Origin of the sequence: Algimonas porphyrae (genome assembly GCF_041429795.1) — a bacterium.
Taxonomy (GTDB): domain Bacteria; phylum Pseudomonadota; class Alphaproteobacteria; order Caulobacterales; family Maricaulaceae; genus Litorimonas; species Litorimonas porphyrae.
In genome coordinates this window covers 2,619,190-2,642,507 of record NZ_CP163424.1, presented here as the reverse complement: position 1 = coordinate 2,642,507, position 23,318 = coordinate 2,619,190, and the positions used below count along the sequence as shown (strand labels likewise).

The window sequence follows — 23,318 nt, the reverse complement described above, 5'->3', positions numbered from 1 at the left end:
TTCCAAGCGTTGGAGCGGGGGGCGTAGCGCTTGGCAGTCATTCCGTCGGGATATTCGAAGACGGCCTCGGCCTTATGCTGGATCCGACGATCGGTGTCATGGCGCTCGGGGGGGTTCGACGATCTGCCAAGCGGGCAACCGATGACCGCGATGATTCCGGGCCGCTTGCGGGACGATATCGACGATTATGCTGACACTTTGGTGCAGTCGCTATGCGACGGTGCGACTGAACCGCGTGATTTGCTCTACTGATTTTCCGCACATTGACGCCTAGATTTGCAATGTCATGTCGTCCGACTGGACCAAAAGGCCTGCATCCAAGGACTTGCGTGATGTTCTGTCGGCGGAATAGGCTGCCATATCGATCACGGGGTATGAGCGGGGCCAACAGGATGAGATTTCGCGAAGGCCCGGCCATCGGCGCCATGATCATCGGCGTCGGTCTCGCATTTCTGATGAACAGGGCGGACTTTCCGCTGTGGCAGTCGCTGGGTGCCGGCATTGCCGTGGGCTTGGCCGATTACTTTTTCATTGTCCTGATCCAGGAGCGGTTCAGAAAATGAACGGTCTGTTGATCTTTCGCATGGCGACGGCATGGGTGACGCTGGCGCTGGTTGTCTTCGTGCTCTGGATTTCGGGCGGAGCGGTGATTGGGCGCTTCATCGCGGTCGGAGTCCTGTTGTTCGGATTGCTGCAATGGTGGTTTCTGCGAAAGCTCAGCCATCAGATGGCGGCTGAAGCCGTTCTTGATCTGGAACCCGACAACGCAAGCCGCTAACGGGTCCTTATGACCCTGACCACTGACCCAAGTCCGACCGTCACCGAAGCGCTGAACAGCCGCATAACCGTCCGGAGATTTCTCGACACACCCGTGCCCGAGGATACGCTTAAGACGCTGCTGAGTACGGCATTGCGCAGCCCGTCCGGCGGCAATCTGCAACCCTGGAACATTCACGTCATGCGGGGCGATACGCTGGCCGCCTTTACCCGTCGGGCGACGGAACGCACCCTGTCGGGCCAGACGGAAGAGCCGACCTACCGGGCCTATCCGTCGCCCTTGTGGGAGCCGCAGCGCAGTTGGCGCTACAAGCTGGGGGAGGACATGTATGCGCTGCTGGATATTCCGCGCGAAGACAAGATGAGCCGCCTGCGCTGGCTCGCCGAAAATGCGCGTTTCTTCGGGGCCCCGGTCGGCCTGATCATCACAGGGGACAAACGTCTGGAAATGCCGCAGCACATGGATATCGGTATCCTGCTGCAATCCATCATGCTGCTGGCGCGCGAACAGGGGCTGCATACAGCGCCGCAGGGCTGGTGGCGGAACTGGACCTCGGTCAGCCAAGAATTACTCGATATTCCCGAAGAACAGCATGTGCTGGTTGGCATGGCGATCGGCTATGCGGACCCGGATGCGCCTGTCAATGCGCTCTATGCCGACCGCGCAGGCCTGTCCGATGTGGCAAAATTCTACGATTAAGCAGAAATTTCGATCTTTTTCGTGACTCAAACATGAACTGGCATACTTCGATTAGGCTTATGCAGTGTGAAGTATAAGTTCATAAACTTGCATTTATTCAATATCTATACTTCATTGTAACGCCTCTATAACGACTGGTAACAAGAATAAACCGCCCTTAACGCTGTTTCTGTTTACGGCTTGTTAGCTCCACTTTCGCAAAAGTTGTCTCATGGCGGGTATGCTGGGACACACTGGCGGCCCGTTACCGATCCGAAGGATTGGGTGAATGTGGTAATTAGTGGAGGGGCGCATGGCCTACACAATGATGGAAGTGAAAGAGGCCGCCGACGCCGTTGTCGATACGGCCAGTCAGGACGATCTGTTCAAGCTGGGTCTGATCTATTCGACCGATGTCGAGGATCGTGGTCCCGACTATGTCGAAGCGCATAAATGGTTCAGTCTGGCGGCAATGATGGGATCACTCCCGGCCAAAGCCTATCGTGATGAGATCAAGCTGGAAATGAGTGCCGAAGACCTGACGCTGGCACAAAAGGCCGCGCGCGGCTGGCTGGCAGAAAATCGCGAAAATCTGGCGGCGTAGTCGTCCTGCGAGGCCTGTCAGCGGCCTGGCGCAAGAGATAGTCCAGCGAGAAGGTTTCTTTCGTGAAGGACTTATGGTGTCAGCACCGTCGTGCCGCCGCCGCCATTGGCGCCGAACTGATAGCTGATATTGAAATCGACCGGAAGCGCATTGCGGACATTCTGCATGAACGTTCCGACTTCGGCGAGCGTCGTTGCGGGCACGAAGACGATATCTCCGCGGCGCAATTGCACCGTGTCATTATATTCGCGGATATTCAGCAGTCCGCCGCGTATATTAACCGTCCGCAGCATCATGCCGCCATTGGGAGCGCGCCTTAATATGGCAACTTCGCGCCCTTGCGCCGTCGATGTCATGCCGCCCGCCATCAGAATCGCTTCCAGAGCACCGACCCGGGCCGGTAATGTGTAGGTCCCGGGCTGGCCGACCTGACCCCCGACATAGATCTGTTCCGGCGCATAGGCGCGCGGCGTGACCGAAATGCGCGGGTCACGCAGCTGCTGACCCAGCTCGGCCATCAATGCGGTCTGAACCTCTCCAAATGTTCGCCCCGCCGCCATGACAGGCTGGCTCATGGGCATGACCACCCGACCGTCCGGGCCGACGGTTAATGTCCGGGACAGTTCCGGGGCGGAGCCGACGACAATGTCGAGCTGATCGCCTGGGACGAGCCTGTATTCGGGTTCCCAGTCGATCCAGTGGTGGAACTGACCAAGCGGCGTATGCGACACTTGATAGGCGGGATGCTTTTGTCCGCGCAGACGATGAAAGATGGATTTGTACTTTTGCGGTGCCTGGGGCGATTGATAATAGCGTCCATTAGGGGCGGGCTGATTATGCGTCGTCGGCTGCGGGGCATAGCGCGACTGGGCCGTGGCGTCTGTCGTACCGAGAGCGGTCAGTGCCAGAGCCACGAATCCTGCGGCTATGACAGCCATGACGGCCCGGTAGGGGCCTTTTCGTCCAGTCGCAATCCGCGCAGCCATGTGACATCCGTTCCTACGGTGATTTCGACCCTGTTTCTTAACAAGAATGGATAAGGAATTGTTAAGTCCCACACGCCATTAACCATGAACGCGCACCAGGATGGCTGCGCAGGATGAAGGCGTGTCGATGGCATTGTTCAGACGTGGCAAGGAAAAGAGCCGGACGCCGGATGCTGCGTCTGCCTATTCGCCTGCACCGGTTCGTGCGGCCGATCTGACCGTCGGCGACTACGCCAACGGCCTGCCCAATATCCGCATTGGCGAAATGATCGCATCTTTCTTCCGGCAAATGGTCTGGGTCTTTCCACTGGCGCTGATAGGCGCAGTCGGAGCCTTCCATCTGACCAAGGACATGAAGCGGACCTATACGGGCGAAGGCACTGTCATGGTCCAACTGGGTGATGAATATGTCTATCAGCCCGTTGCGGGGACCAACGCTCAGTCCAGCCTGATGCAGACGCCGGACACAATTACCTTAAACGAAGTCGCGCTGATGAAGAATGACCGGGTGATCGACGATGTCATCGCCCAGATCAAGGACTCACCGGGCGGCCTCCGGGCCTTTGCCCCAAAGATCGCCACGGATATGGCGCGCCATAGCGAAGGCACGACGGCCTATCGCCAGGAATATATGAAGCTCCGCCGTATGATGAACATGTCCTACCATGTTTCGACGCGGCCCAAGTCATCCGTTGTCGACATGTCTTTCAAGCATGAGGATCCGGATCTGGCCGTGTCCACGCTGAACCGGCTGATGGATAGCTACATGACCTATCGCCGCACGATTTTCGTGGACGGTACGGGCGACGTCATTGCGGAACGCCGGGCAGATACGGAACAGCGTCTACGTCAGGTCGATCGCGAAATCGCCGCCTTTCTTGACAAGAACCAGATTTCCGACTTCACATCGGAACAGGCTGGCGCGCGGACGCGAACCGAGGACCTGCGCGCGGCGCTGAATGGGCTGCGTGCGCAAATCGTCGAATTGGAGCGCTCCCTGGCCAGTGTCGAGGATCAGCTGCGGGCTACGCCGGATACGATTAATCTCTACATTGATGACCGGGCATCCAACCGAATCGCCCAGGCCGAACTCGAGCTGAAGCAGCTGCTTGCCAAATATCTGCCCAATTCCGACCCTGTCCGCCAGAAGCAGCTGGAAATCGATGAGTTGCGTAGCCTGACGGCAGGCCAGGGGGACCGTATTACGGGCGGTCGGCGCGTCGGGCCCAATCCGGTTTATCAGGCCCTGCTGACGCAGCGCAACACGGTGCAGGCGACAGCGAACAGTCTGCGCGAAAAAGAGATCACCATGCAGCAACAGCTGAACTCTGCCGATGGTAAGTTGCGGCGGATGGCCGGTATCGAACCGCGCCTGAATGCGCTGCTGCGTGAGCGCGAAACGCTGACGCTGCGCCTGACGACCTATCTGGGCAAGGAACAGGAAGCGCTGCTCAACCAGCAGCAGGCCGAAGCCGCTTCGGAAAACGTCAAAGTCATTTCCAAGTCGACCTTCCCGATCAAGGGCCGCAATATGAGCGCGCTCGGCTTTGTCGGTGCAACGGCGGCGTGGGTCTTTACCTTGCTGATGTTCGCCCTGTTCCGCGTCTTTGCCGATCCGCGCCTCTATGCCGTTCCGGCGACGACGACGCGCAATCCGCAAACCGGGCCTTACGCCTCACGCAATCTGGCCAATGAAGGGTTTTCCCCCATGAGTGCCAATTATCACAGTGCCGATTATCACAATGCTGGCTACGCCGTCCCGCAGTCAGGACATCCGACATCAGGGCAGCCGGAAGCCTGGCAACCGCCCGCGCAACCTTACGCGCCGGATCCGTATGCCTATGATGCGGGTCAACCGATGCCAGCTGCACCCTATCCGGCAAGCGCGCAGCTTTATGAAGGGCAGTTCCATCAGCCTGCACCGGTTCAGCAGGCTTATGTCGATCCGGCCTACGCCTATCCCGATCCGAACGCTTATGCGGGCCAAGACCCATATGCAGGCCAAGACACGTACACAGCTACGGACCCCTATGCCGCGCATGGTCCGGATGGCACTATTCCAGCGAACCCCTATCTGACGGGAACCCGGGGCTAGACCCCAAGGTTAAAGCGCTGACCTAGCGTGCATTCACGCCGTAGAAGCGCGGGCTCAGTCCGTCCCACCAGAAAATCTTCCCCACACCCTGGGCCAGACGACCCAGCTGTCCGATGGACGCGGTACGACCCAGAGCCTTCATGGCGATAAACGCGGTGCCGTGAATCAGCGTCTGGATGCTGCCGACAGCCATCCATTTGGCAATGTCCATCATCCCCGACAGGCCCCGATCCGCCGCTTCGCGCGCGGGCGTCTGGCCAAAGGCGAAATGTCGTCGCCACATATAGGCTAGGGTCGCGCGGTGCGGTGGAACATGCTCCAATGCTGTAGCTTCGGCGCACCAGCCCGCTCTCGCGCCCTGAGCCAGCAGCGCATTGAAGAACGCGTCATCCTCTCCGCCCACTTCATTGAGTGTCGGGTCGAAGACCGGTGAGGGCAGGGCCATATTTTGCAGATCGATCAGGCAACCGCCGGTCCCGTGTGTCTCGTCCAGCAAGCGCGTCGGACCGTCGAGATTGCGCGAGAAAAGCGGTGCCAGCCAAGGCTGCCAGCTATCTCGACCGTCTGGCAATACGGCCATGACGGGCGAGAATGTAATGGTTGTTCCAAGCTTTGCCTGGGCTGCCAGCAGCGGTTCGAGATAGGGCGCGACGACTTCCATATCGTCATCGATAAACAGAACGTAGCGGCTCATCACCTGCGCCATGCCTGCATTGCGTGCGTTCGATACGCCCGGCTCTGGTGCGACTGTATAATGGACGGGATGCTGCGTGGCGGCTCGGAAGGCCTCGACCGTCTCGCGGGCCGTTTCATTCACATCATTATCGGCGACGATGATCATCACATCGTCACGGCCATGCACATCCTGGTCGATACTCTGCAGCAGGCGCGACAGATCGTCTGGTCGTTTGAAGGTCGGGATGACGATCGAAATCTGGGTCATGGCTGAAGACGCTCCAATGCGCTTGCGACGGGCAGGACGTCGAGATCATGTGACGCGATATGATCGATGACGCGAGCAAGCTCGCCCGGCGTGCATCCATACTCGGACGGATCATTACGGACGTCATGTCCGAACAGAATCAGCCACTGATGATGGACTGCTGCATGCGTAATCTGTTCGCACACATGATTGATCGTCGAGGAATAGAGCCGCGCCGATGCCGCCAGATTGAGGTCAATCGACGCATCGCTGGGATCATGGATGCCGCGTGACAGGGCGAACTCGCGGCTGATCCGTTTTTTTACAGACGGCGTCACTTCGCCGTAAGGGTAGGCGAATGTCCGGGCTTTCGGCAGGTTCAGTCTGGCAAATCCAGCCTGATTTTTCCGGATGTCGTCCAGAAAGGCTGCCGGTCCAGCCTGCATGGCGTCCATATGCGAAAAGCTGTGATCGCCGATTTCGTGGCCGGCGTCATGGGCCGTTTTCAGGTCGGCTTCCGACATGTGCAAGCCAAGGTGGTTGGTCGTGTCGCACAGGCCGAGCGAGGCGTAGATGGTGGCGCGCCAGCCCTTGGCTTCGATCAGGGGCAGGGCATTTTCGACGACGGAGCGCGGGCAATCGTCGAAAGACAGGCTGATCACCCCCTTGGACAGAGACGGGGTGATCGTCTCGCACGCCATATGGCGGGCCATGCGACGGCGGACTTTCGCCACGAATTGCGATTGCGGCTGATAGATGTTGGCGTTCATTTCATGGCCTCGGCATAATGGGATGCACGCCACAATTTCAGCGCCAGAACGCGCAGCCGCGTCGGCAAAGCGTGCATCCTGACCAGGCTTCGGAGCGGCAGCCGGGCGAGCGCATGTCCGGGAACATGGCGTAAGCGGGTGACGATCTTGAACAAGGGTAGCGTCTCAGCGAGCGTCGGATGGGCTTGTACATATCGACGGTAGTTCGGTCCCGAACTGGCAAATCGCGAGAGCAATGTCTCCGTCGTTTCAAGACCCAGATGGACGGCGGGATTGTCGATATGGCGGAGCCGATGCGTGCTGGACACGCGGGCGGCCCATTCGCTGTCTTCCCAGCCCCAGCCCTGAAAGGCTGGATCGAAAGGCTGGGCTTCCAGAACAGACCGCCGGACACAGAGATTGGACGAGGCGACATGCTGGGCCCCGTTACGGGCGCGATGTTCGGCGCTGAGGCAATCCGAACTGTGCGACAGAACACGGTGCAGATCCGTATCTCTGTCATCGGCGTGGTCTTCGACATCGAAGCCGCCAAAGACGATGTCGCAATCATTGGCGTCGATCCGGTCGAGATAGCGGCTCAGGAAATCCGGATGGTCGATGCGCATATCGGCATCAAGAAAGAGAACCCAGTCAGCGCGCGCATTCTGCTGCAAGGCGTTGCGGGTGGCGGAGCGGCCGCGATTGGTCTCGGCTGAATGCAAATGGGTCGGCAGGCGCATCTGCGCGACCGTCGCGGCGACACGTTCGGTCAAGCTCGGATCGCCGGTCCCGTCATCCATGATGCGGATTTCGATCCGGCCAGTGTCGACGTCCTGCGTGTCGAGTGAGCGCAGAAGCGGGGACGGATCGTCGCGATAGAATGGAACCAGTATGGAGAGTTGCGGACTCATGATGCGGCCTCGACGGCGCGTCTGCGCGCAGCCAGCGTCTCCAGACCCTGTCTGACCAAGGTCCGGCAATCCGCAGCATTGATGATCCAGCAGGTCGCCAGATAGGCCGCTCCACCTGTGCCAGCTTTGATGATCAGGGTCACCAGACCTGGTTCGTAACGCTGCAGCGGCAGAAGTTGCACACAGATCGCCATAACGGCGCAGGCCAGCGCGATCTGCGCGGCGGCCTTGATGGGCAGGGGCAGCGGATAATGCCGCCGGGCGGCGATGACGGTCAGGATCAGAGCCGCGCCATAGCCTGCCAGTGTCGCCGCGACGGCGCCCATTAGGCCGAAACGCGGAATGAGCAGGAAATTCAGGCCGATATTCAGCAGGACAGGCGGGATCATAAGCCAGACGATGTCCTGCGTGCGTCCGGAAAACATGAAGGCGCGCTGGACATAGTAGGTCACGATCCCGTTCATCAGACCGGCAAAGGCGATTAGAGGCATGACCTGAACGGCTTCGGTGCGCACGCTTTCGCCCAGGATGAAGCCAGCGTCATTGGAAACGAGTGCAATGCCGACAGCCGCCGGCATGACGATCCAGAGCAGGCTGGCCCCGTAACTGCGCATCACATCGCGCGAGGCCTCCGTGCCGACCTTTTCGAAGGCGGCGATAGCCGTTGGCGTCATCGCCATGGAGACCCAGACAAATAGGATTTCCAGCGACCGGTTGGCCAGATTGTAGCCCGCATTATACTGCCCGGCGGAAGCTTCGCCCATCAGGGCTGCGATGATATAGACGTCCGAGGAATTGAGCGTGTAGCCCAGCAGCAGGCTAAGGCAGAGCGGCAGCCCGTAGGCTGCGTAACGCCTGGCGCGACCGGCTTCGATGCGACCGCCCGACTGACGGGACAGCATGCGTGGCAAATCGACCATCAGCCCGACCAGCAGACCGATGATGATACCAAGAAACGGTCCGCTTTCACGCAGGGGCGTCAGCATGACCAGCGCGATGCCGATTGTGAAGGATAGCAGGGTCTGGCCCGAATAGGTCAGGCTGTAGCGAATGATCCGGTGTGAGGCCCGATGCGCCTCCATGCCGAGATTGAACACGGCCTGCAGTCCGGCTGATCCCAGCGCGAAGGCCAGAACGGTCTGCATCTCACGCGACAGCGGCAGCAGATAGACGATCGCCAGGAACATAAATGTCAGAAATAATCCGAGCCCTGCGCCCAGTGCATAAAGCGTGTGCAGATGCGACGCCTCGTCATTGTCGCGTTCGGCCCGGGCCTGAAAGCGCGCCATCGCGGCTTCGAGCCAAGTAAAGGCCCCCATATGCGCGAATTGCAGCGTGATCATCGCCAGCGCATAGCGCCCGAATTCCTCGGCGCTCAGCAGGCGCGTCAGGACAACGATCAGCCCAAAGCTGACCAGCACATTGGCCAGATTGACGGGCAAATAAGCGAGGAGCGTCCGTCCCAGCGTATTCCGGTTCGATGTCAACGGATTGCCTCGCGGTCGCCCAGCATGACGGGCAGGGTCTTGGCCATGATAACCAGATCCCAGATGACGTTGGAGCGTTCGATATATTCCACGTCGAGCTGGACGCGACGCTGTACATCGTCCCCATTATGGAGGGGGCCGCGCGACCCATTGATCTGCGCCCAGCCGGTCATGCCGGGCTTGACCTTGTGACGATGGGCATATTCCTCGACCAGTTCGATCGAACTGCGGCCTTCCGTTTTCATCCCGACAGCGTGCGGGCGTGGTCCGACCAGACTCATATCGCCGCGAATGACATTGATCAGCTGCGGAAGCTCGTCGATGGAGGTCTTGCGGATGAAACGACCGATCTTGGTGATCCGCGGATCGTCCGCTTCGGTTTGACGTTCGGCTTTCACATCGCACATGTCCGTCCGCATGGTGCGGAACTTCAGCACATTGAAAACCCGGTTATTGAAGCCGTGTCGCGGCTGACGGAACAGGACCGGACCGGGGCTATCCATCCGGATCAGCAAAGCGATAATCGCCAGCGGAATAGCCAGAAGGGCAAGCGCGACCGAACCGATGGCAATATCCATCGCCCGTTTAAGCGCCGTGTGGCTGCCGGATTTCGGGTTGCCGGTAATGTCGTTGACGGAGATTTCCGCGATTTCTGACAGACGCTGTTTGACATGATCAAGATTTTCGAACGCGTCGGCCACATAGGCGATGCGGTTGGGCAGCAGTCGAACCTTCTCCACAAAGTCGCGCTTACGTGCCGCCGCCGCGCTCGGTAGCGTCACGACGATGCGATTCACGTAAGGAAGGCCCTCCCATTGCAGCAGGTCACCAATCTTGCCCACGACGGGAACGCCGTGAATTTCGAGCGGAGCCCGGGTCAGCCTTTCATCGAAAATGGCGACGATATTCAATTCACGCGTCTTGGCATTTTCTTCGATGATCCGCCGCGCACTATGTGTCGCGCCCAGCATGACGACCGTCGGGGCCAAACGTCCGGATGCGTGCAGTTTGCGCAGATAGGTCGCATATAGCGTATGCAGTCCGAGCAGCAGGACGAGCCCGCCCAGACCCGCCATCGCCAGCGCGTCCGGCAGGAATGTTTCGGGACGCAAAATCAGTGCTGTTGACAGCCAGACGCCAAGCGCAGCCAGGCCGGCCATCAGCACGGTCTTCAAATGCTCACCGAGCGTTTCGGTCGGACGGAACCGGTAAGCCTTGGCAAAGAACATCATGAAAATGAAAATGCCCGAGCCCAGGGCGGAAATGACGATCGGCGCCAGAATGGTCTGACCGTTATTGCCGACATAATGCTGCCAGATGCCCAGAGCGATCACGCTTGTGATCGCGGCAATGTCGAAACATTTCATACCGAAACGCAGCGCATTGAGATTGCGCTGATGCGTTGGAACAGTCAGATCATCAATGCTCTGACGTTTGCGCCGCCGGTCCACGACCGGGACTGTCGAGCCATCGCCCGGGCGCGCGACGCGTCGCTCATATTCGCTTCGCGGACGTGCCACGGCGTGCGGTCCGGCCTCTGTCTGTACCGGGCTTGTATCAGCCAGTTCGAGCTTATTCGCCATTTTTCCCACCAGTTTGTTGCGGGTCCGATACAGGATGATGAAAAACATCCCGTAAACGCGACCGGCTGAAAGCAGCCTTTGTCGACGAAACAGGCCGGAAAAACGTGCCGATATCCTCCAATGCCCGCGAAACAGGGTTAAGGGTCGGTCAACATGTAATTGCCGGGGGCAGATTGCCGACAAAAGCTTGCGGGGTCAGACAAGCATCGCTAGACGCGCCGACGGAGACGTGGCCGAGTGGTCGAAGGCGCTCCCCTGCTAAGGGAGTATGGGTCAAAAGCCCATCGAGGGTTCGAATCCCTTCGTCTCCGCCACTTTCTTGTGTGCAGATTGCCGCTGACCCGCTTCACGGGTTCGGCGTTCGCAATGAATTGCGAAATCTCCTGCGATTTCCATCGTGATGTTACAGACCTCTCAGAGCCAGTCTGTCGCCTGCCGCAATGCCGATCGCCTACGCAGACCGGCTTCGGGACGTCGTGCGCCTCTCATCGTTCTAGGCTCATGCGGGAGAGCGCCGAAAATGGACCAATAATGCATAGCGGGTTGATACTAAAGTGGGTGACCATGGCTTTGAGCGTGTGCGTCATCCCTTCCGGATTCCTTTCTCATGCGCGCGAGAACGGGTCATTGCCTGACAGATCGCTTGTTACAGCGGCGGCACAGCAAGCTCCTGACATCAGAGCGCAATGTCGGCGTCCACCTAAAGCGGTTGCAATCTCGCAGCGAGCTTGATTATTGAGATGGGAGAGCTTCGATTGCGGGGCTGGGGAGAGGCGCGATGGCAACCACGAATTTTGATCCCTCGAACGAAGTGGGCACGGTGCTCACCGCATTTGCAGCCAGTTTTCTCAGTCGTATCGGACAGGAAGGCGAAGGGCACGACAGCGCGTGGAGCGACCTGCGCAATCCCGATGTGGAGGAGGGTAACTCCATTCTCGACTCGGAGATCCTTCTGACATTCCTTCTGCCGGAGGAAGAGCTGGAAACCGTCCGGATGGAGTCGTCGGCCTCCGAAAAAGGTGGGCCGAACATACTCTATAGCTCGTTCCGGAATGTCGCAGATTATAATCTGCCCAAATGGAATCGTCTGCTGCAGAAAGCCTTTTTCGAATATTTCGCACGCAATTCCGATGAAGATGGCGAGCCGCTCTATTCGTCCAACTCCTATCTGACGGAAGTCGAGGACGGCTTTCTCGAGGGCAAGAAGATCGAAACCGTCGACGGTTATTCCTTCTCGCTATCGGCCAGTATCAGGATCAAGATCATAGCCGTGCGGATGGTCAAGGAGTTTGAGGGCGATATCGAGCAGAAGGACTGGCAGACAGTATCCGATCTCGCCACCCGCCGCATCACGGGGGCTTTGAAAGGGCTGACGGACAGTTTCTGCGTCGCCGCCTGGCCCGCCCAGGACTGGCAAGACGGGCTTGATGAAGACGCCACTTCCGGAACGGGATGGAAGTGGCCGAAGACACGCGAGATCCGTGCCTTGGAAGAGGAAGTGAAGTCGCTGGGCTATACGTTCAAATCCGGCAAGGCTTTTGAAATCGGGTGGAGTTGGGGGCCGGTCGACAAGGATCGTTTCATTGATACGCAGAAATCTTCGGGTCGCTATTATGGCCTCGCAGAGACTTATCGCTCGACGGATATGGAGCTTCTGGCAGAGCCTTCACCCTATCTCTATTTCACTATCAACGCCCTTGACGGCATCTCGGATCTTTCGCTGGAAAAGGTCGAGAGTGGCGGTTTGCTCGACCGGGAACAGTTGCAGCTGGCCTCGACATTGAAGAGTCTGGCCAATCTGACCGCAAATTACTGGATGCTGATCGGTAAGACCCCGACACCGGATGATGAAATCCACCCGGGAGAATGGATGATTGAGACCATGCCATGGAAAACGTCGGACGGGCAGGCCAGTCTATACTGGAATGTACATCTTGCGCGTCTGATCCTGTCCTCCAATCCGCTCACGACAGCGCAGTATGAACGGTTCTTTTCTCTTAGCCAGCGAATGGCGGAGGCGGCGCGGATTTCGACCCCGCCCTATCCGCTAAAGACGGATCCTGTGGTCCCAGCTATTCATGCGCCAGGCCTTAAGATGTCGCTCATGGCTAAGAAGCGCGGAATTGACGAAGACTGCGTCAAGGTTTTCGAGTGGACGACGGCTGACTTTGCACCGCAACTTCTCAAAATGGTCGGACAGATCTCATCGGCTGTGAACGATTCCACATTGAAGCAGAAAACCCATCGCCTGATGAGTACGATCTGGGCGCATCTGGACTCCCGTACGTCAGGTATTCAGGGACAGGGCTGGGACAAGTTCTGGGCGGCGTGGGGTGGAAAATACGCTTTCTTCCCCACCCCAGAGGAGAAGAAAGCTGCGTTGAACACTTATGGCTTCGAGCACCCGCTGGACGGTCAGATCGTCAATTCATGGTATATTACGGAACGCGTGGCCGAAGCGCTGGTCGTTTCCGCGTCAGCCTGGCGTAAACGACCATCGCCATCGCCGCAGCTTCGTGCCATTGCGGAAGCCATGATACAGGAAATCCAGTGGTCTTTGACGATGTCGAGTGCGCCGGATGACTTTATCCAGGAAAAGCGCATATTGCTTGAAAGCTGCCGGACCCGCATTGTCGACCAACCGGGTCTTGCATTGTCGAAGCTCATGGACCTTCAGGCCGAACTCGGAGAGAGAGACATCTGATGAATTCAGCAGTCATTGCAGGTATTTCCCATAAGGGCGGTACAGGGCGCAGCGTTACGCTGGCTAACCTGGCCTTTCATTTGCACCGGAATCATTTCGCCAATGTCTGCATTGTGGATCTGGACCTCGCCTCGCCGACCATGGGTGCGATTTTCAAGGTCGAGGAGCTTCGCAAAGGTATCGAAACGCCGGCAACACGGGGTAATCCGAAAAGCACGCATGATATTCTGCTCCAGAGACCTGCCAGCATCGATCAGGCTTTCTTCGATCTTCGCAGCAAGATCGACAAGGGTGTGTCACCCTATATCAACAAGGCCAAGAAGTTCAGCATTATTCCGGGGCGGGCCGGGACCGGGGACTGGAAAGACAAGCATGAACACCTGATGTCGCGTCTGACGACGTTTCTCAGAAAACTGCGCGCCTCGAATTACGACTTCATACTGCTGGATGTGCGCTCCGGCATTTCGGATGTCTTCGAAGCGCTCGACGATGAGGCCACAGCTCTGATCGACATGTTCCTCGTGCACACACGCTGGACCCCGCAACATCTCAGCGGCTTGCAGGCTTTGCTGGAGAGCAACATCTTTACCAATCTCGGCGGCGCCAAGGAACGCGTCGGGATTGTCCGCACGGCCTATATTTCTCCGACGTCTGCAACGGCCAAGCGAGTTGACGGAGCCTTGCAGGATCAGCTGCACGATATCAGCTGGTCAGGCGGTACTCTGCGCAATGAGAATAATGCCTTTATCGGGACAATTCCGATGGCGGAGAGGTTGCAGTGGGAAGAGGCGATCCTTCCTCCGCCGAGCGAAACCGATACCCATGCGGATACCTATCACGCGTTTGAAGAGCTGGCCTCCAAACTCGCCAGCCGTCTTCGGGGCTGAGCCATGGGCAAGTCGAAATCACGCAAGCTGTCTTTCGAGGCACTCCACCTCTATCCGGTCAAGGGTGCGTTGGAGACCGACATCGCGACCTATATGCGCACGCTCAAGCGCTGGCTGCCGGCGGTGAAAGCGGCCTATCCGAAACATGACGTCGTAATGAAGGTTTTCGTCGACGATTACACATATTCCGACAAGCCGCTTCCAGAGCGCGACGAAATCGAAGCCGCGCTGTTGAGCGCATTTCAACAGCACGACATTCCGCTGGATTATATCGCCTATGAAAGCGATTGCGCACGGTCTTGTTATCATTTGAAGTCGCTGATTGTCGAAGAGCCCAACCCCGGGGCGGGCTCCTTCAACGGGGAAGGCCATGTCGATGGCGATTCGATCCAATGGCGTTATTCTCCGCAGGCCGAGTTTGTCGGCATGGATTTCGATCACTTCTCGCGCGAATCCCGCAACAATGTGGGGATCGGCTTGCAGTTGTCCCGCAACAGTGTCGGCAAGGACGTCTCATGGAGTTGCCCTGCCGCCGCCGCCTGGTGGCAGCTTGTCCGGCTCGGCGGTCTTGTCGATTTCCCGGAAAAGGATGAAGAGGCCGATCAGTCGGATGAAAGCCTCCACGGTGCGCCAGCAGGAACGTGGAAGAACCCGGAATCCGACAAGACGTTCGTCTGCGACCAGACCCTGTCGCTTCTGCCAGTGTCCTACATATCCGTTGAACATGCGGTCCGCACGATCCTGAACTTCATACCTGAAACCGGGCCACTGCTGCGCAAGAAACTGCGAAAACCTGCCGATCAGGACAATCTCAACGCCATCGCCTACATCTTCAATGGTTGATGATGCGGTGAAATTTCGTCGGTTCGGCAATGACATGGCGATTATCGCTGTGCGCGCGCAAGGGTTACCCTACGCCTCGCCCGAGAGCTACTCGCAGTTTCTGAAGAGCGCTAAAGCGATCCCCAACCGTACAGGTCTGGTGCCGGGGTCGTTTGCCTGGCGGGGGAGAAACCGGCCCAGCGCGCTCAATTGCAAATTGGCTTTCGCGACGAGCGATAGCGACTACACGGATTTCGGCACCAAGTTGCTCGACGGTCAGGACGGTGTCATTGTCTCGCGCATATTCGGGGCCGCAAGACGTCGCACGCTTCTATGGCGGCGCAGAGTGGAGGCGCGCTCGGTTCAGCTTCTGTTCGCCTCCCCGCAGGATAAACATCTGGAGTGGGATCATTACACATCGCGCATGATCACGGAGATCGACAAGTTCGATCAGGTTTCGGAGGATTTCAATCCGGTCGGCCAGCTCCGGCTGTTTCAGGAAATCAGCCGTTACTACAAACAATCGGATGTTGATCGGGAAAGCGCGTCCGAACTGATCGACTTCGAGAACCTGTTTGAAGACATCGAATATGCCGGAAACGTGCCGCTCGAGCGACAGCGTACGGCGGCAACCATTTCTGATCGCAGTGCGTGGATATTCTGTATTGTCCGGGGAAGTCGGAAGCAGCGTACATCCGCTGACAATTTCTTCGATGACTGGCGCTTCAGGCCTGTCATCCTGTCGGAAGTCCTCGGCAATGAGGACGAAGTCTCCAGCGATACGTTCATCGATCTCGCTTTCGTCTCTGAGCGTATCAATTCAGCCTTGGACGAAAACAGCCTTCTGCGTTTCACACGATCGCTGGAACATTTCGCCGTTCATCTGAAACTGCTGCAGCATGCGCGAAATTTCGTCAGCGATTGGTGGGGGCCGCTCTTGCAATCGCCAAGCTGGATACAGAAGGAGAATGCGTCCGGGAACTTTCTCAGGGCCTGGCAGCATTTCTGTCTTGAAATCGAACCGCTCTGGGCGCTGGGTCGCAACGACAAGCAGATCGATCCGGCAGTGATAATGGCGCTGGATAAGGCGACGGGATTGACGACTTCATGGCAGGACGCCAATCGCCGACTGGGCAACCTTCTGCAGCTTTCCACGCAAGTCATTGGCGACGGCGATCCCAGTATCCATCTCGACGCAAGCTATGGAGCATTGGGCTAGCGCGTGCAGTGACTGCACCGATGCTGGCGGGGGCCTATTATGAGTTTCACGGATATGGGAAAATGGATCTGGGATAACATCATATCCGATGGCGCCTTCGTCTATTTCGCGCTCAATCTTTTCATCACCTATGTGTTCGTTCGCGCGATTGTCAAAAATAACGACAAAAAGAACTGGGAAAAGTTTCGTCATAACTACGCGCATAATCTTTTCGAGCGGTCGGAGGAGTTGCTGGAAATATTCCGCGATCATATGCAGGCCTTCAAACCTTACCGGGCGGAGTCCGAAGACCGGGCGATGAATCGGGATCGTCGACATTACAATCTGGATGCCGGGACGACGCTACGAAAGTTCGGTCTGTTCGTGACCCATAAGCGCAACGAAATCAGGCAGTCGATGGAACTGGGGTTTGTCGGGATCAATGGCGAGCTGTCGCAGACCATTACCGGCTTCCAGGAATGTCTGGAAGACCTGCATGATCTGATAAATTTCATCCTGCAATATGACAATGCCACAGGCGCAGAGACGCTTACCGACAAGGAAGTCGAAAAGCTGACCTATCTTCTAAGCAAGTATGTCGCTGCTGATGGAACAGCCGTGCACTGGAAGATGCGTAACAATATTACCCGACAGATCGAGACTGTGACGGGCCCGTTCACGGAACTCCGTATTCATATCACAAACTTCTCAGCCAGCGTCGGTTATGCCGAGCGCGCGCCCGTGAAACCGATAGAGGACAATGACAGGGATACGGCAGGCAAGGCGATCGGCTTCATCGAAGACGGGGCCGATCCGGACCTCGCAACAGGTGATAAGATATCTGACAAGTTCCGGAACCGGATCAATCAGATTTCCCGCGTCAAATTCGGACGATCCAAACGGAAACGATTTACCTATCGTCGCACTTTATCTGGACGGAATGGCCCTGAGTATTTTTCGGAAAACACGCGCGACCGTTTCTGGGAATTCACAATTTCGGCTTTCGATGTCGATACGCGACTGCAGCGCATTTTCGCCTCTTACCACCGCCAGCTTGTCGCCTGATAAGAACCATGGATCCCCTGATCGCCGTGCTTGACTGCGCTGTCGACATGGTCAGAGATAGACGCTGATAATGTGCTGAACGCAGCGGCGAGGGGAAGTTATGAGGTCTTGGCGATGGCTGCTGACGGGGTCGTACGCGGCTCTGTATCTCTGCGCTTGTGGAGGGGATGGAAGCTCAACATCGGTCGCGCCGCCTGTCGCCTCTCCGCCGCTGACGCCCACAGTTCAGCCCCTGTCATTTTCTGATCAGACAGCGGCCAGCGGTCTGGCTCATGCGGCTGAATTCGACGCCGCCTATATGGGAATGCCCAGCCTGTTTGCGGGCGGTGCGGCTGTCGGTGACGTGGATGCGGACGGTGATCTCGATCTGTTCATCGTCCGCGGCGATACGGCACCCAACCTGCTGATGCTCAATGATGGCAGCGGCCGTTTCACGCGCAGCACGGCCAATCCGGGACTTGATAGTCCAGGCGGAGGGGCGAATGTGAAACTGTCAGGTCCAGTCTTTGCGGACATGGATGGTGACGGCGATCTGGACCTGTTTGTCGGCGGTCTAAATGGCGAAGGTTCCCGCCTGTTCGCCGGAGACGGTGTCGGAGGCTTTACCGATGTCACGGCGGGCAGCGGCTTTGATAGCATGACTTCGGACAATACGATTTCATCCAGTTTTGGCGATTATGACGGGGACGGCGACCTCGATCTGGCCATGGCGCATTGGGGAACCGCGCGACTGGCGTCGGCCCCGGGCGAAACCGAAACGCTTTGGCGAAATGATAGCGCAGGCGGTGTGATCCGGTTCACGGCGGTCAGCGCGGCTGCGGGGATCAGCGCCGAGCTCGGCCTGAATGTTGACGGGAAAATCGGACGCGACCGGGATTACAGCTTCGCACCCAATTTCGCCGATATTGACGATGACGGTGATCTCGACCTGCTGATCGTCGCGGATTTCAACAGCTCACGCGTGTTCCGAAATAATGGCGACGGGACGTTCACAAATATGACCGATCCGACGCAGATAACAGATACGAACGGCATGGGCACTGATATTGGCGATTTCGACAATGATGGTCGCCCTGACTGGTTTGTATCGTCGATCAACAGCAACCGCCTCTATCGCAATATGAGCGGTTCTCTGATCGATACGCCGTCTGCGGGCGTGGATACGGGGTCATGGGGTTGGGGCTCCTGCTTTGCCGACTTCGATCTGGACGGTCATCTCGACATCTATCAGACCAATGGCTGGATCAGCGATACCGGCGCCTCGCCGCAAGAGCCCTATACGGCGGACCGCTCGCGCCTTTGGATGAATGACGGTTCACAAATCTTTTCGGATGCCGCCAGCGCATCCAATATCGTCGATACGGTTCAAGGACGGGCCGTCATCTGTGCCGATTTCGATGATGATCTCGACACGGACATTCTTCTACTGGTCAATGGCAGTCCAGACGGTGCCATCTATTGGGACAATCAGATCACTTCGCGCCGCGCCATTTCTGTGCGGCTGAACGGACCACCATCGAACCGAACCGGTATCGGCGCGCGCCTGACCATCGAGACGGCGGGCACGACGCAGACGCGCTGGGTCCGGGCTGGAACGACCTTCACGGCACAGACAGCGCCGACTCATGTGATCGGTATGGGGGATGACGCTCAGATCGGTCGCCTGATCGTCGACTGGCCGGATGGACGACAATCCGTCATCACCAGTGCCAGTGCAGGCGCACGGATCGTTGTCGATCATCCGGGCTAAGACTTTGGGCGGAAGCGCTCGGACAGGTCGTCAGGACCCTGACGAATGCTCTGCGAAACGCCTTCCTATCGGCGATGGACCTTCAAAGGGGTGTCCGGCACATTTTTAGTCGTCCGGTCTGACGTCAGGCTTGGAAGAAGCTGTTCAGTGTCAGGCGAGCTTCGGACGGAGTGTCGGAAAAGGGCAGGTCTTCGGGGATCATGCCGGAGTGCAACAATTGAGAGCGGTAGAGGATGGCGCGGTTTATTTTGGCCGAGACATGTCCGATCATTTCGAACCGGTCATCGGAGCCTCGCATATAGCCCGCCTTGGGCTGACCCTCCGCCTGCAAGGCGGTACGGTAGGTCTCGAAATTGCTCTGGTCCAGCACGTCAAGGCCTGTTGCGCGGTGTTTGTAAAAGGCGGTCCCGCCTGTCGTTTCGTCCGATAGATAATGCAGCAGCGCGATCCTGCCTGGATCAGTTGTATCGACATGAGGCAGACGCTGGATCGGGTTCAGTGCGTCATCGGGCGTCGTCACCATGGAGAAGCTGCACTGGACCAGCTTCACGCCGGACGTGATGCCAAATTCCTTGGCGAAGATGCCGGACAGTAGCGGCCCGACAGGGTTGATGTAGCGAGGATCGGCTGGCGCCTGGACGCCGGGATAGTGGGGACCTAGCCGCCGATAGTTTGAATGGGACGCCATCCGGTGGAGCTGATCCATTTCCGGATGGAAATCATCGATGATGACAACCGGCTGGCCTGTGCTGCCAAAAGTCTGGACGGAATATCGCGCGGGGTCAGCCATTATCGTCTGACATAGATGGACCAGCCCCAGGCAGGCAAGCGGCGTGTCTCGGCCCCGATCGTAATGCTCTCATTCGTGCGGAATGTCGTATAGTCGCCATGCGGCAGGGCATCGCTAAAGGCAAAGCTCTGCGGCGTATCTGACAGGTTGGCGACGACCAGAACGGCCTCGCCTGCATCGTTGCGGCGGATGAAGCTGAAGACCTTCTGCGCGTTGGAGTTTTCGACCTTGGTCGTCGTCGCGCCCCAAGCCCCATTATGCAAGACCGGATTGTCCGTCTTGAGTTGCACCAGATCACGGAACAGCGCGTTAACGGCGGCGTCACAGTCCCAGACGATCGGATCCTTTTCGAAAAATTCGAGCCGGTTCGGGTTGAGGCATTCCTGGCCCGAATAGATCAGGGGAATTCCTTCGCCTGTGAATTGCAGCACGATGGCGACTTCATAGGCCTCGCCATAGATTTCCTGCGGCAGGCCGTCCCAGCTATTCTGGTCGTGATTGTCCGTATAGGTCATACGCATGGCGTCACGCGGCCAAGCGGACTCATTGGCGCTGTAATAGCCGTAGAGGGCACCCGTATCGGCCTCGCCTTTGGCGATGCGCTGCATGCCTTCCTTCCACTCCCAAGCATAGGTTGCGTCGAATGCGCGCGCGTGCAGATCACGGGTCTGCCATTCCGCCAGCATGAAGACGGGCTTGATCGCGTCCAGCCGGGCGCGAACGCCCTCCCAGAAATCGAGCGGAACATAGCCCGCCACATCCGCGCGGTATCCGTCTATGCCGAACTCCTCGACCCAGTAGGTCATGGCGTCGGACATGTGCTGGCGCACGCCGGGCTGGCTGAAGTCGAGGTCGATAATGTCCGACCAGTCCCACCAGGGCGTCGGACGGAAGTCGCCTTTCCAGTCTTTCTCGTACCAGTCGGGATTGGACGTCGCGAGCGGGTGGTCCCAGGCCGTGTGGTTGGCGACCCAGTCGAGAATGACCTTGAAGCCCTGTGCATGGGCGGCATCGACGAAGCGCTTGAAATCATCCTTTGTGCCGAACTCCGGATTGACGCCGAAATAGTCCTTCACCGAATAGTATGACCCCATCGTCCCCTTGCGGTTCAACTCACCAATCGGGTGGATCGGCATCAGCCACAGAATATCGACGCCGAGTTCCTTCAATCGCGGAAGGTCTTCACGCACAGCGTCGAACGTTCCGGCGTCGGAATATTGGCGGACATTGACCTCATAGATGACGGCATCGCGCGACCAGTCGGGATGGTCGAGTTTGACATATGGGGACGGGGTGAGACCGTCGGTCATGGGGGCGACGGACGGGACTGTTGTACAGGCCGCAAGAACGAGACTGGAGGCCATTGCCGCAAATAAATGTTTCATTCTATCTCCCATGTCCCCGGCATTTACTGCCGGAGCCTTTGAATCCCTTGTCCAAACTTGACTGGAGCCCCGGCAATAAATGCCGCAGGCAGGCTGCGCGTCTAGCGCCGCTCACCGCCGTCAATATTTTCACCTTCAAGCAGAAACTTCAGCGGGACATGAACGCGGCTTCGCCAGGACCGTTCGCTGTGATCCTGGCCGTCATATTTACGGGTCGTCCAGTTCTCGCTACGAACATAGCCTGCCGCTTCGACGGCTGCGTCCATCCGGTCCTGATAGGCTTCATAGTTCCAGTCGAGCGTATTGGTGCCGAAGTCGAAATAGAGGCGATGCGTGTCCGGGTCCGGCAGGCGCTCAGAGAAATAATCGACCAGCATCCCGTCCGCGATCGGCCAGTGCGTCGAGACCATGCCCGCTGCGCCGAACGTGTCGGGATATTCGCTGATCGCATAGAGCGAGATGAGCCCGCCCATGGACGAGCCCATAATGGTCGTATTGTCCCGGTCCGGCAGAGTACGATAGCGGGCATCGATGGCAGGTTTTACGGCGTCGACCAGATGGCGCAGATAGGCATCTCCGGTCAACGTCTTCCGATCAAAGCCCGGAAAGTGTTTCGCAATCGCGTCCGCATGAGTATCGGCCGCTTTTTCCGGAAAATAATCCAGCAGTCTGACGCGCGGAATATTTTCGACCGCGACGACAATCACTTCGATGCTCAGCGCGCTCAGCGCTTCGTCGACGCCCCAGTCCCATCCGATATAGGATGTCTCGGGATCGAAAACATTCTGGCCGTCATGCATGTAAAGCACCGGGTAGCGGCGATCAGAGTTGTCTGCGTAGCTGGACGGCAGCCAGACATGAACGTCGCGTTGCGCAATGCCGTCTGCCGGAATGTCGATCTGTTCGACGGTCCCCGTAACGGCCTTGATCGCGCCAGCAACGGAGTCGGCATCGACCGAGTATTCTATCTGCGTATCGGGGGGCGGTGCGTTCTGTGCGCAGGCGGTCCCGGACACGGCGCAGGCCAGGATCAGTGACGGCCAGAGCCTGTTGGTGTGTCGCATCATGGGGTCCTTCATCACATGGGGTCATCAGCTGTCGCTGCATTATCTGTCGCCAGCAGAAACAGAAGCGGGGCGTGTATACGGTCGCGAAAGTCCTTGGCCTTATGCGCGGCACCTTTGTAGACCGTGGCCTCGAAGCTTTCTCCTTCGACATAGCCCAGGTCAAGCGCCTTGAGGCGCAGCCTGCGAAACCCCCGCGCATATTGGGCCTCAAGCCCCTTCGTGCCACGATCAATATAGAGCCTGTGCGTGTCCGGGGTCTGCAACTGCCCGGTCAGCCACGTCACGACATCACCGTCTGCCAGAGAGAGGTGAGGCGACATTGCGGCAACCGCGCCGAACAGATCGGGATAGCGGGTCATGGCCTCCATGACCGTGAGGCCGCTGACGCTGGCCCCGAGCAAATATGTGTCGTCTGGCCCCGACAGCGTCGGAAAATGTGTGTCGATGAAGGGCTTCACCTCTTCGGTCAGGAAGCGCATATGTTCATCGCTCAGGAAAGTCAGCGCCAGGCGTAGAGCATGTTTCTGCATCGGCGCCTGCGGCACATATTCATCATAGCGCCGTGACCCGCCAGAGGGGATCGCCACGACAATAGGCTCGCGTATCCGGCCCTCATCCAGAAGGCGTGTCAGCGTTTCATCGACCTGCCATTCCGTGCGGCTGGGTCTGGCGAGATTGTCGATGAACATGTGCTCGCCATCGAGCATGTAAATGACCGGATAGCGCTTGGCGACCTGACCATAGGATGGCGGCAGCCAGATATAGAGCGGTCGGTCCCGGACATGTTCGGACGCGAAGGTTGGTTTCATGATCAACTGTCCGGACACGCCCGGAAGGGCCGAGAGATCGTGAAAGAC

The 23,318-nt window shown here is 58.1% G+C and carries 21 protein-coding genes and 1 tRNA gene; 12 read left to right on the top strand and 10 right to left on the bottom strand.

What is annotated here, in order from left to right:
* Positions 1-392: 392 nt before the first annotated feature.
* From AB6B39_RS12845 to AB6B39_RS12830, 4 genes are all read left to right on the top strand, one after another.
* A complete protein-coding gene (locus AB6B39_RS12845; protein ID WP_284373714.1) occupies positions 393-563 on the top strand; it encodes a hypothetical protein in 171 nt (56 codons plus the stop codon).
* Positions 560-778 (top strand): hypothetical protein, encoded by a 219-nt coding sequence (locus AB6B39_RS12840; protein WP_284373712.1) that lies wholly within the window; start codon positions 560-562, stop codon positions 776-778. The genes AB6B39_RS12845 and AB6B39_RS12840 overlap by 4 nt, the downstream gene beginning before the upstream one ends.
* Before the next feature lie 9 nt (positions 779-787).
* The gene (locus tag AB6B39_RS12835; RefSeq protein WP_284373710.1) at positions 788-1,477 is read left to right on the top strand and encodes a nitroreductase; all 690 of its coding nucleotides are present in this window, start codon (positions 788-790) and stop codon (positions 1,475-1,477) included.
* A 292-nt stretch (positions 1,478-1,769) separates the two neighbouring features.
* Entirely contained in the window at positions 1,770-2,060 is a 291-nt protein-coding gene (locus AB6B39_RS12830) for a hypothetical protein (RefSeq protein ID WP_284373707.1), read from the top strand.
* 71 nt (positions 2,061-2,131) lie between these two features.
* On the opposite strand, the gene AB6B39_RS12825 is transcribed toward AB6B39_RS12830, so the two are convergent.
* Positions 2,132-3,046 carry a polysaccharide biosynthesis/export family protein gene (locus AB6B39_RS12825; protein ID WP_284373705.1) on the bottom strand — a complete coding sequence of 305 codons (915 nt, stop codon included), beginning with the start codon at positions 3,044-3,046 and terminating at the stop codon, positions 2,132-2,134.
* A 100-nt stretch (positions 3,047-3,146) separates the two neighbouring features.
* Between AB6B39_RS12825 and AB6B39_RS12820 the strand changes: the two genes are divergently transcribed.
* Entirely contained in the window at positions 3,147-5,141 is a 1,995-nt protein-coding gene (locus AB6B39_RS12820) for a GumC family protein (protein WP_371398610.1), read from the top strand.
* A 22-nt stretch (positions 5,142-5,163) separates the two neighbouring features.
* Here the strand turns inward: AB6B39_RS12820 and AB6B39_RS12815 are convergent, their stop codons facing one another.
* From AB6B39_RS12815 to AB6B39_RS12795, 5 genes are read right to left on the bottom strand one after another with little or no spacing between them, the layout of a single operon-like run.
* The gene (locus AB6B39_RS12815; RefSeq protein ID WP_284373701.1) at positions 5,164-6,084 is read right to left on the bottom strand and encodes a glycosyltransferase family 2 protein; all 921 of its coding nucleotides are present in this window, start codon (positions 6,082-6,084) and stop codon (positions 5,164-5,166) included.
* Complete coding sequence (locus tag AB6B39_RS12810; RefSeq protein ID WP_284373699.1) at positions 6,081-6,833, bottom strand: polysaccharide deacetylase family protein; 753 nt, start codon at positions 6,831-6,833, stop codon at positions 6,081-6,083. Before AB6B39_RS12810 ends, AB6B39_RS12815 begins: the two co-directional genes overlap by 4 nt.
* Positions 6,830-7,723 carry a glycosyltransferase family 2 protein gene (locus tag AB6B39_RS12805; RefSeq protein WP_284373697.1) on the bottom strand — a complete coding sequence of 298 codons (894 nt, stop codon included), beginning with the start codon at positions 7,721-7,723 and terminating at the stop codon, positions 6,830-6,832. The genes AB6B39_RS12810 and AB6B39_RS12805 overlap by 4 nt, the downstream gene beginning before the upstream one ends.
* On the bottom strand, positions 7,720-9,210 hold the full coding sequence (locus tag AB6B39_RS12800; RefSeq protein ID WP_284373695.1) for a lipopolysaccharide biosynthesis protein: 1,491 nt from the start codon (positions 9,208-9,210) through the stop codon (positions 7,720-7,722). The genes AB6B39_RS12805 and AB6B39_RS12800 overlap by 4 nt, the downstream gene beginning before the upstream one ends.
* Positions 9,207-10,793, bottom strand: coding sequence for an exopolysaccharide biosynthesis polyprenyl glycosylphosphotransferase (locus tag AB6B39_RS12795; protein WP_284373693.1), 1,587 nt, complete (start codon positions 10,791-10,793; stop codon positions 9,207-9,209). Before AB6B39_RS12795 ends, AB6B39_RS12800 begins: the two co-directional genes overlap by 4 nt.
* 223 nt (positions 10,794-11,016) lie before the next feature.
* Here AB6B39_RS12795 and AB6B39_RS12790 point away from each other — a divergent pair.
* The 7 genes from AB6B39_RS12790 to AB6B39_RS12760 all read left to right on the top strand — a co-directional run bounded on the left by AB6B39_RS12790 (position 11,017) and on the right by AB6B39_RS12760 (position 19,219).
* Positions 11,017-11,107, top strand: a tRNA-Ser gene (locus tag AB6B39_RS12790).
* A 464-nt stretch (positions 11,108-11,571) separates the two neighbouring features.
* A complete protein-coding gene (locus AB6B39_RS12785; RefSeq protein ID WP_284373691.1) occupies positions 11,572-13,497 on the top strand; it encodes a hypothetical protein in 1,926 nt (641 codons plus the stop codon).
* The gene (locus AB6B39_RS12780; RefSeq protein WP_284373689.1) at positions 13,497-14,384 is read left to right on the top strand and encodes a P-loop NTPase; all 888 of its coding nucleotides are present in this window, start codon (positions 13,497-13,499) and stop codon (positions 14,382-14,384) included. The genes AB6B39_RS12785 and AB6B39_RS12780 overlap by 1 nt, the downstream gene beginning before the upstream one ends.
* Before the next feature lie 3 nt (positions 14,385-14,387).
* Positions 14,388-15,227: a hypothetical protein gene (locus AB6B39_RS12775; protein ID WP_284373687.1), complete on the top strand. Its 840-nt coding sequence runs from the start codon at positions 14,388-14,390 to the stop codon at positions 15,225-15,227.
* Positions 15,220-16,425, top strand: a complete 1,206-nt coding sequence (locus tag AB6B39_RS12770; RefSeq protein ID WP_371398609.1) for a hypothetical protein — start codon at positions 15,220-15,222, stop codon at positions 16,423-16,425. Before AB6B39_RS12775 ends, AB6B39_RS12770 begins: the two co-directional genes overlap by 8 nt.
* Before the next feature lie 39 nt (positions 16,426-16,464).
* Positions 16,465-17,469: a hypothetical protein gene (locus AB6B39_RS12765; RefSeq protein ID WP_284373683.1), complete on the top strand. Its 1,005-nt coding sequence runs from the start codon at positions 16,465-16,467 to the stop codon at positions 17,467-17,469.
* Between the two features lie 100 nt (positions 17,470-17,569).
* Positions 17,570-19,219 carry a CRTAC1 family protein gene (locus AB6B39_RS12760; protein ID WP_284373680.1) on the top strand — a complete coding sequence of 550 codons (1,650 nt, stop codon included), beginning with the start codon at positions 17,570-17,572 and terminating at the stop codon, positions 19,217-19,219.
* Positions 19,220-19,343: 124 nt separating this feature from the next.
* Here AB6B39_RS12760 and AB6B39_RS12755 read toward each other — a convergent pair whose 3' ends face one another.
* The 4 genes from AB6B39_RS12755 to AB6B39_RS12740 form a co-directional block, all read right to left on the bottom strand.
* Positions 19,344-20,009 (bottom strand): DUF6445 family protein, encoded by a 666-nt coding sequence (locus AB6B39_RS12755; RefSeq protein ID WP_284373678.1) that lies wholly within the window; start codon positions 20,007-20,009, stop codon positions 19,344-19,346.
* Entirely contained in the window at positions 20,009-21,394 is a 1,386-nt protein-coding gene (locus tag AB6B39_RS12750) for an alpha-amylase family glycosyl hydrolase (protein ID WP_284373676.1), read from the bottom strand. The genes AB6B39_RS12755 and AB6B39_RS12750 overlap by 1 nt, the downstream gene beginning before the upstream one ends.
* Positions 21,395-21,495: 101 nt before the next feature.
* Complete coding sequence (locus AB6B39_RS12745) at positions 21,496-22,461, bottom strand: alpha/beta hydrolase (RefSeq protein WP_284373674.1); 966 nt, start codon at positions 22,459-22,461, stop codon at positions 21,496-21,498.
* 11 nt (positions 22,462-22,472) lie between these two features.
* Positions 22,473-23,270 (bottom strand): alpha/beta hydrolase, encoded by a 798-nt coding sequence (locus tag AB6B39_RS12740; protein ID WP_284373672.1) that lies wholly within the window; start codon positions 23,268-23,270, stop codon positions 22,473-22,475.
* Positions 23,271-23,318: the final 48 nt, after the last annotated feature.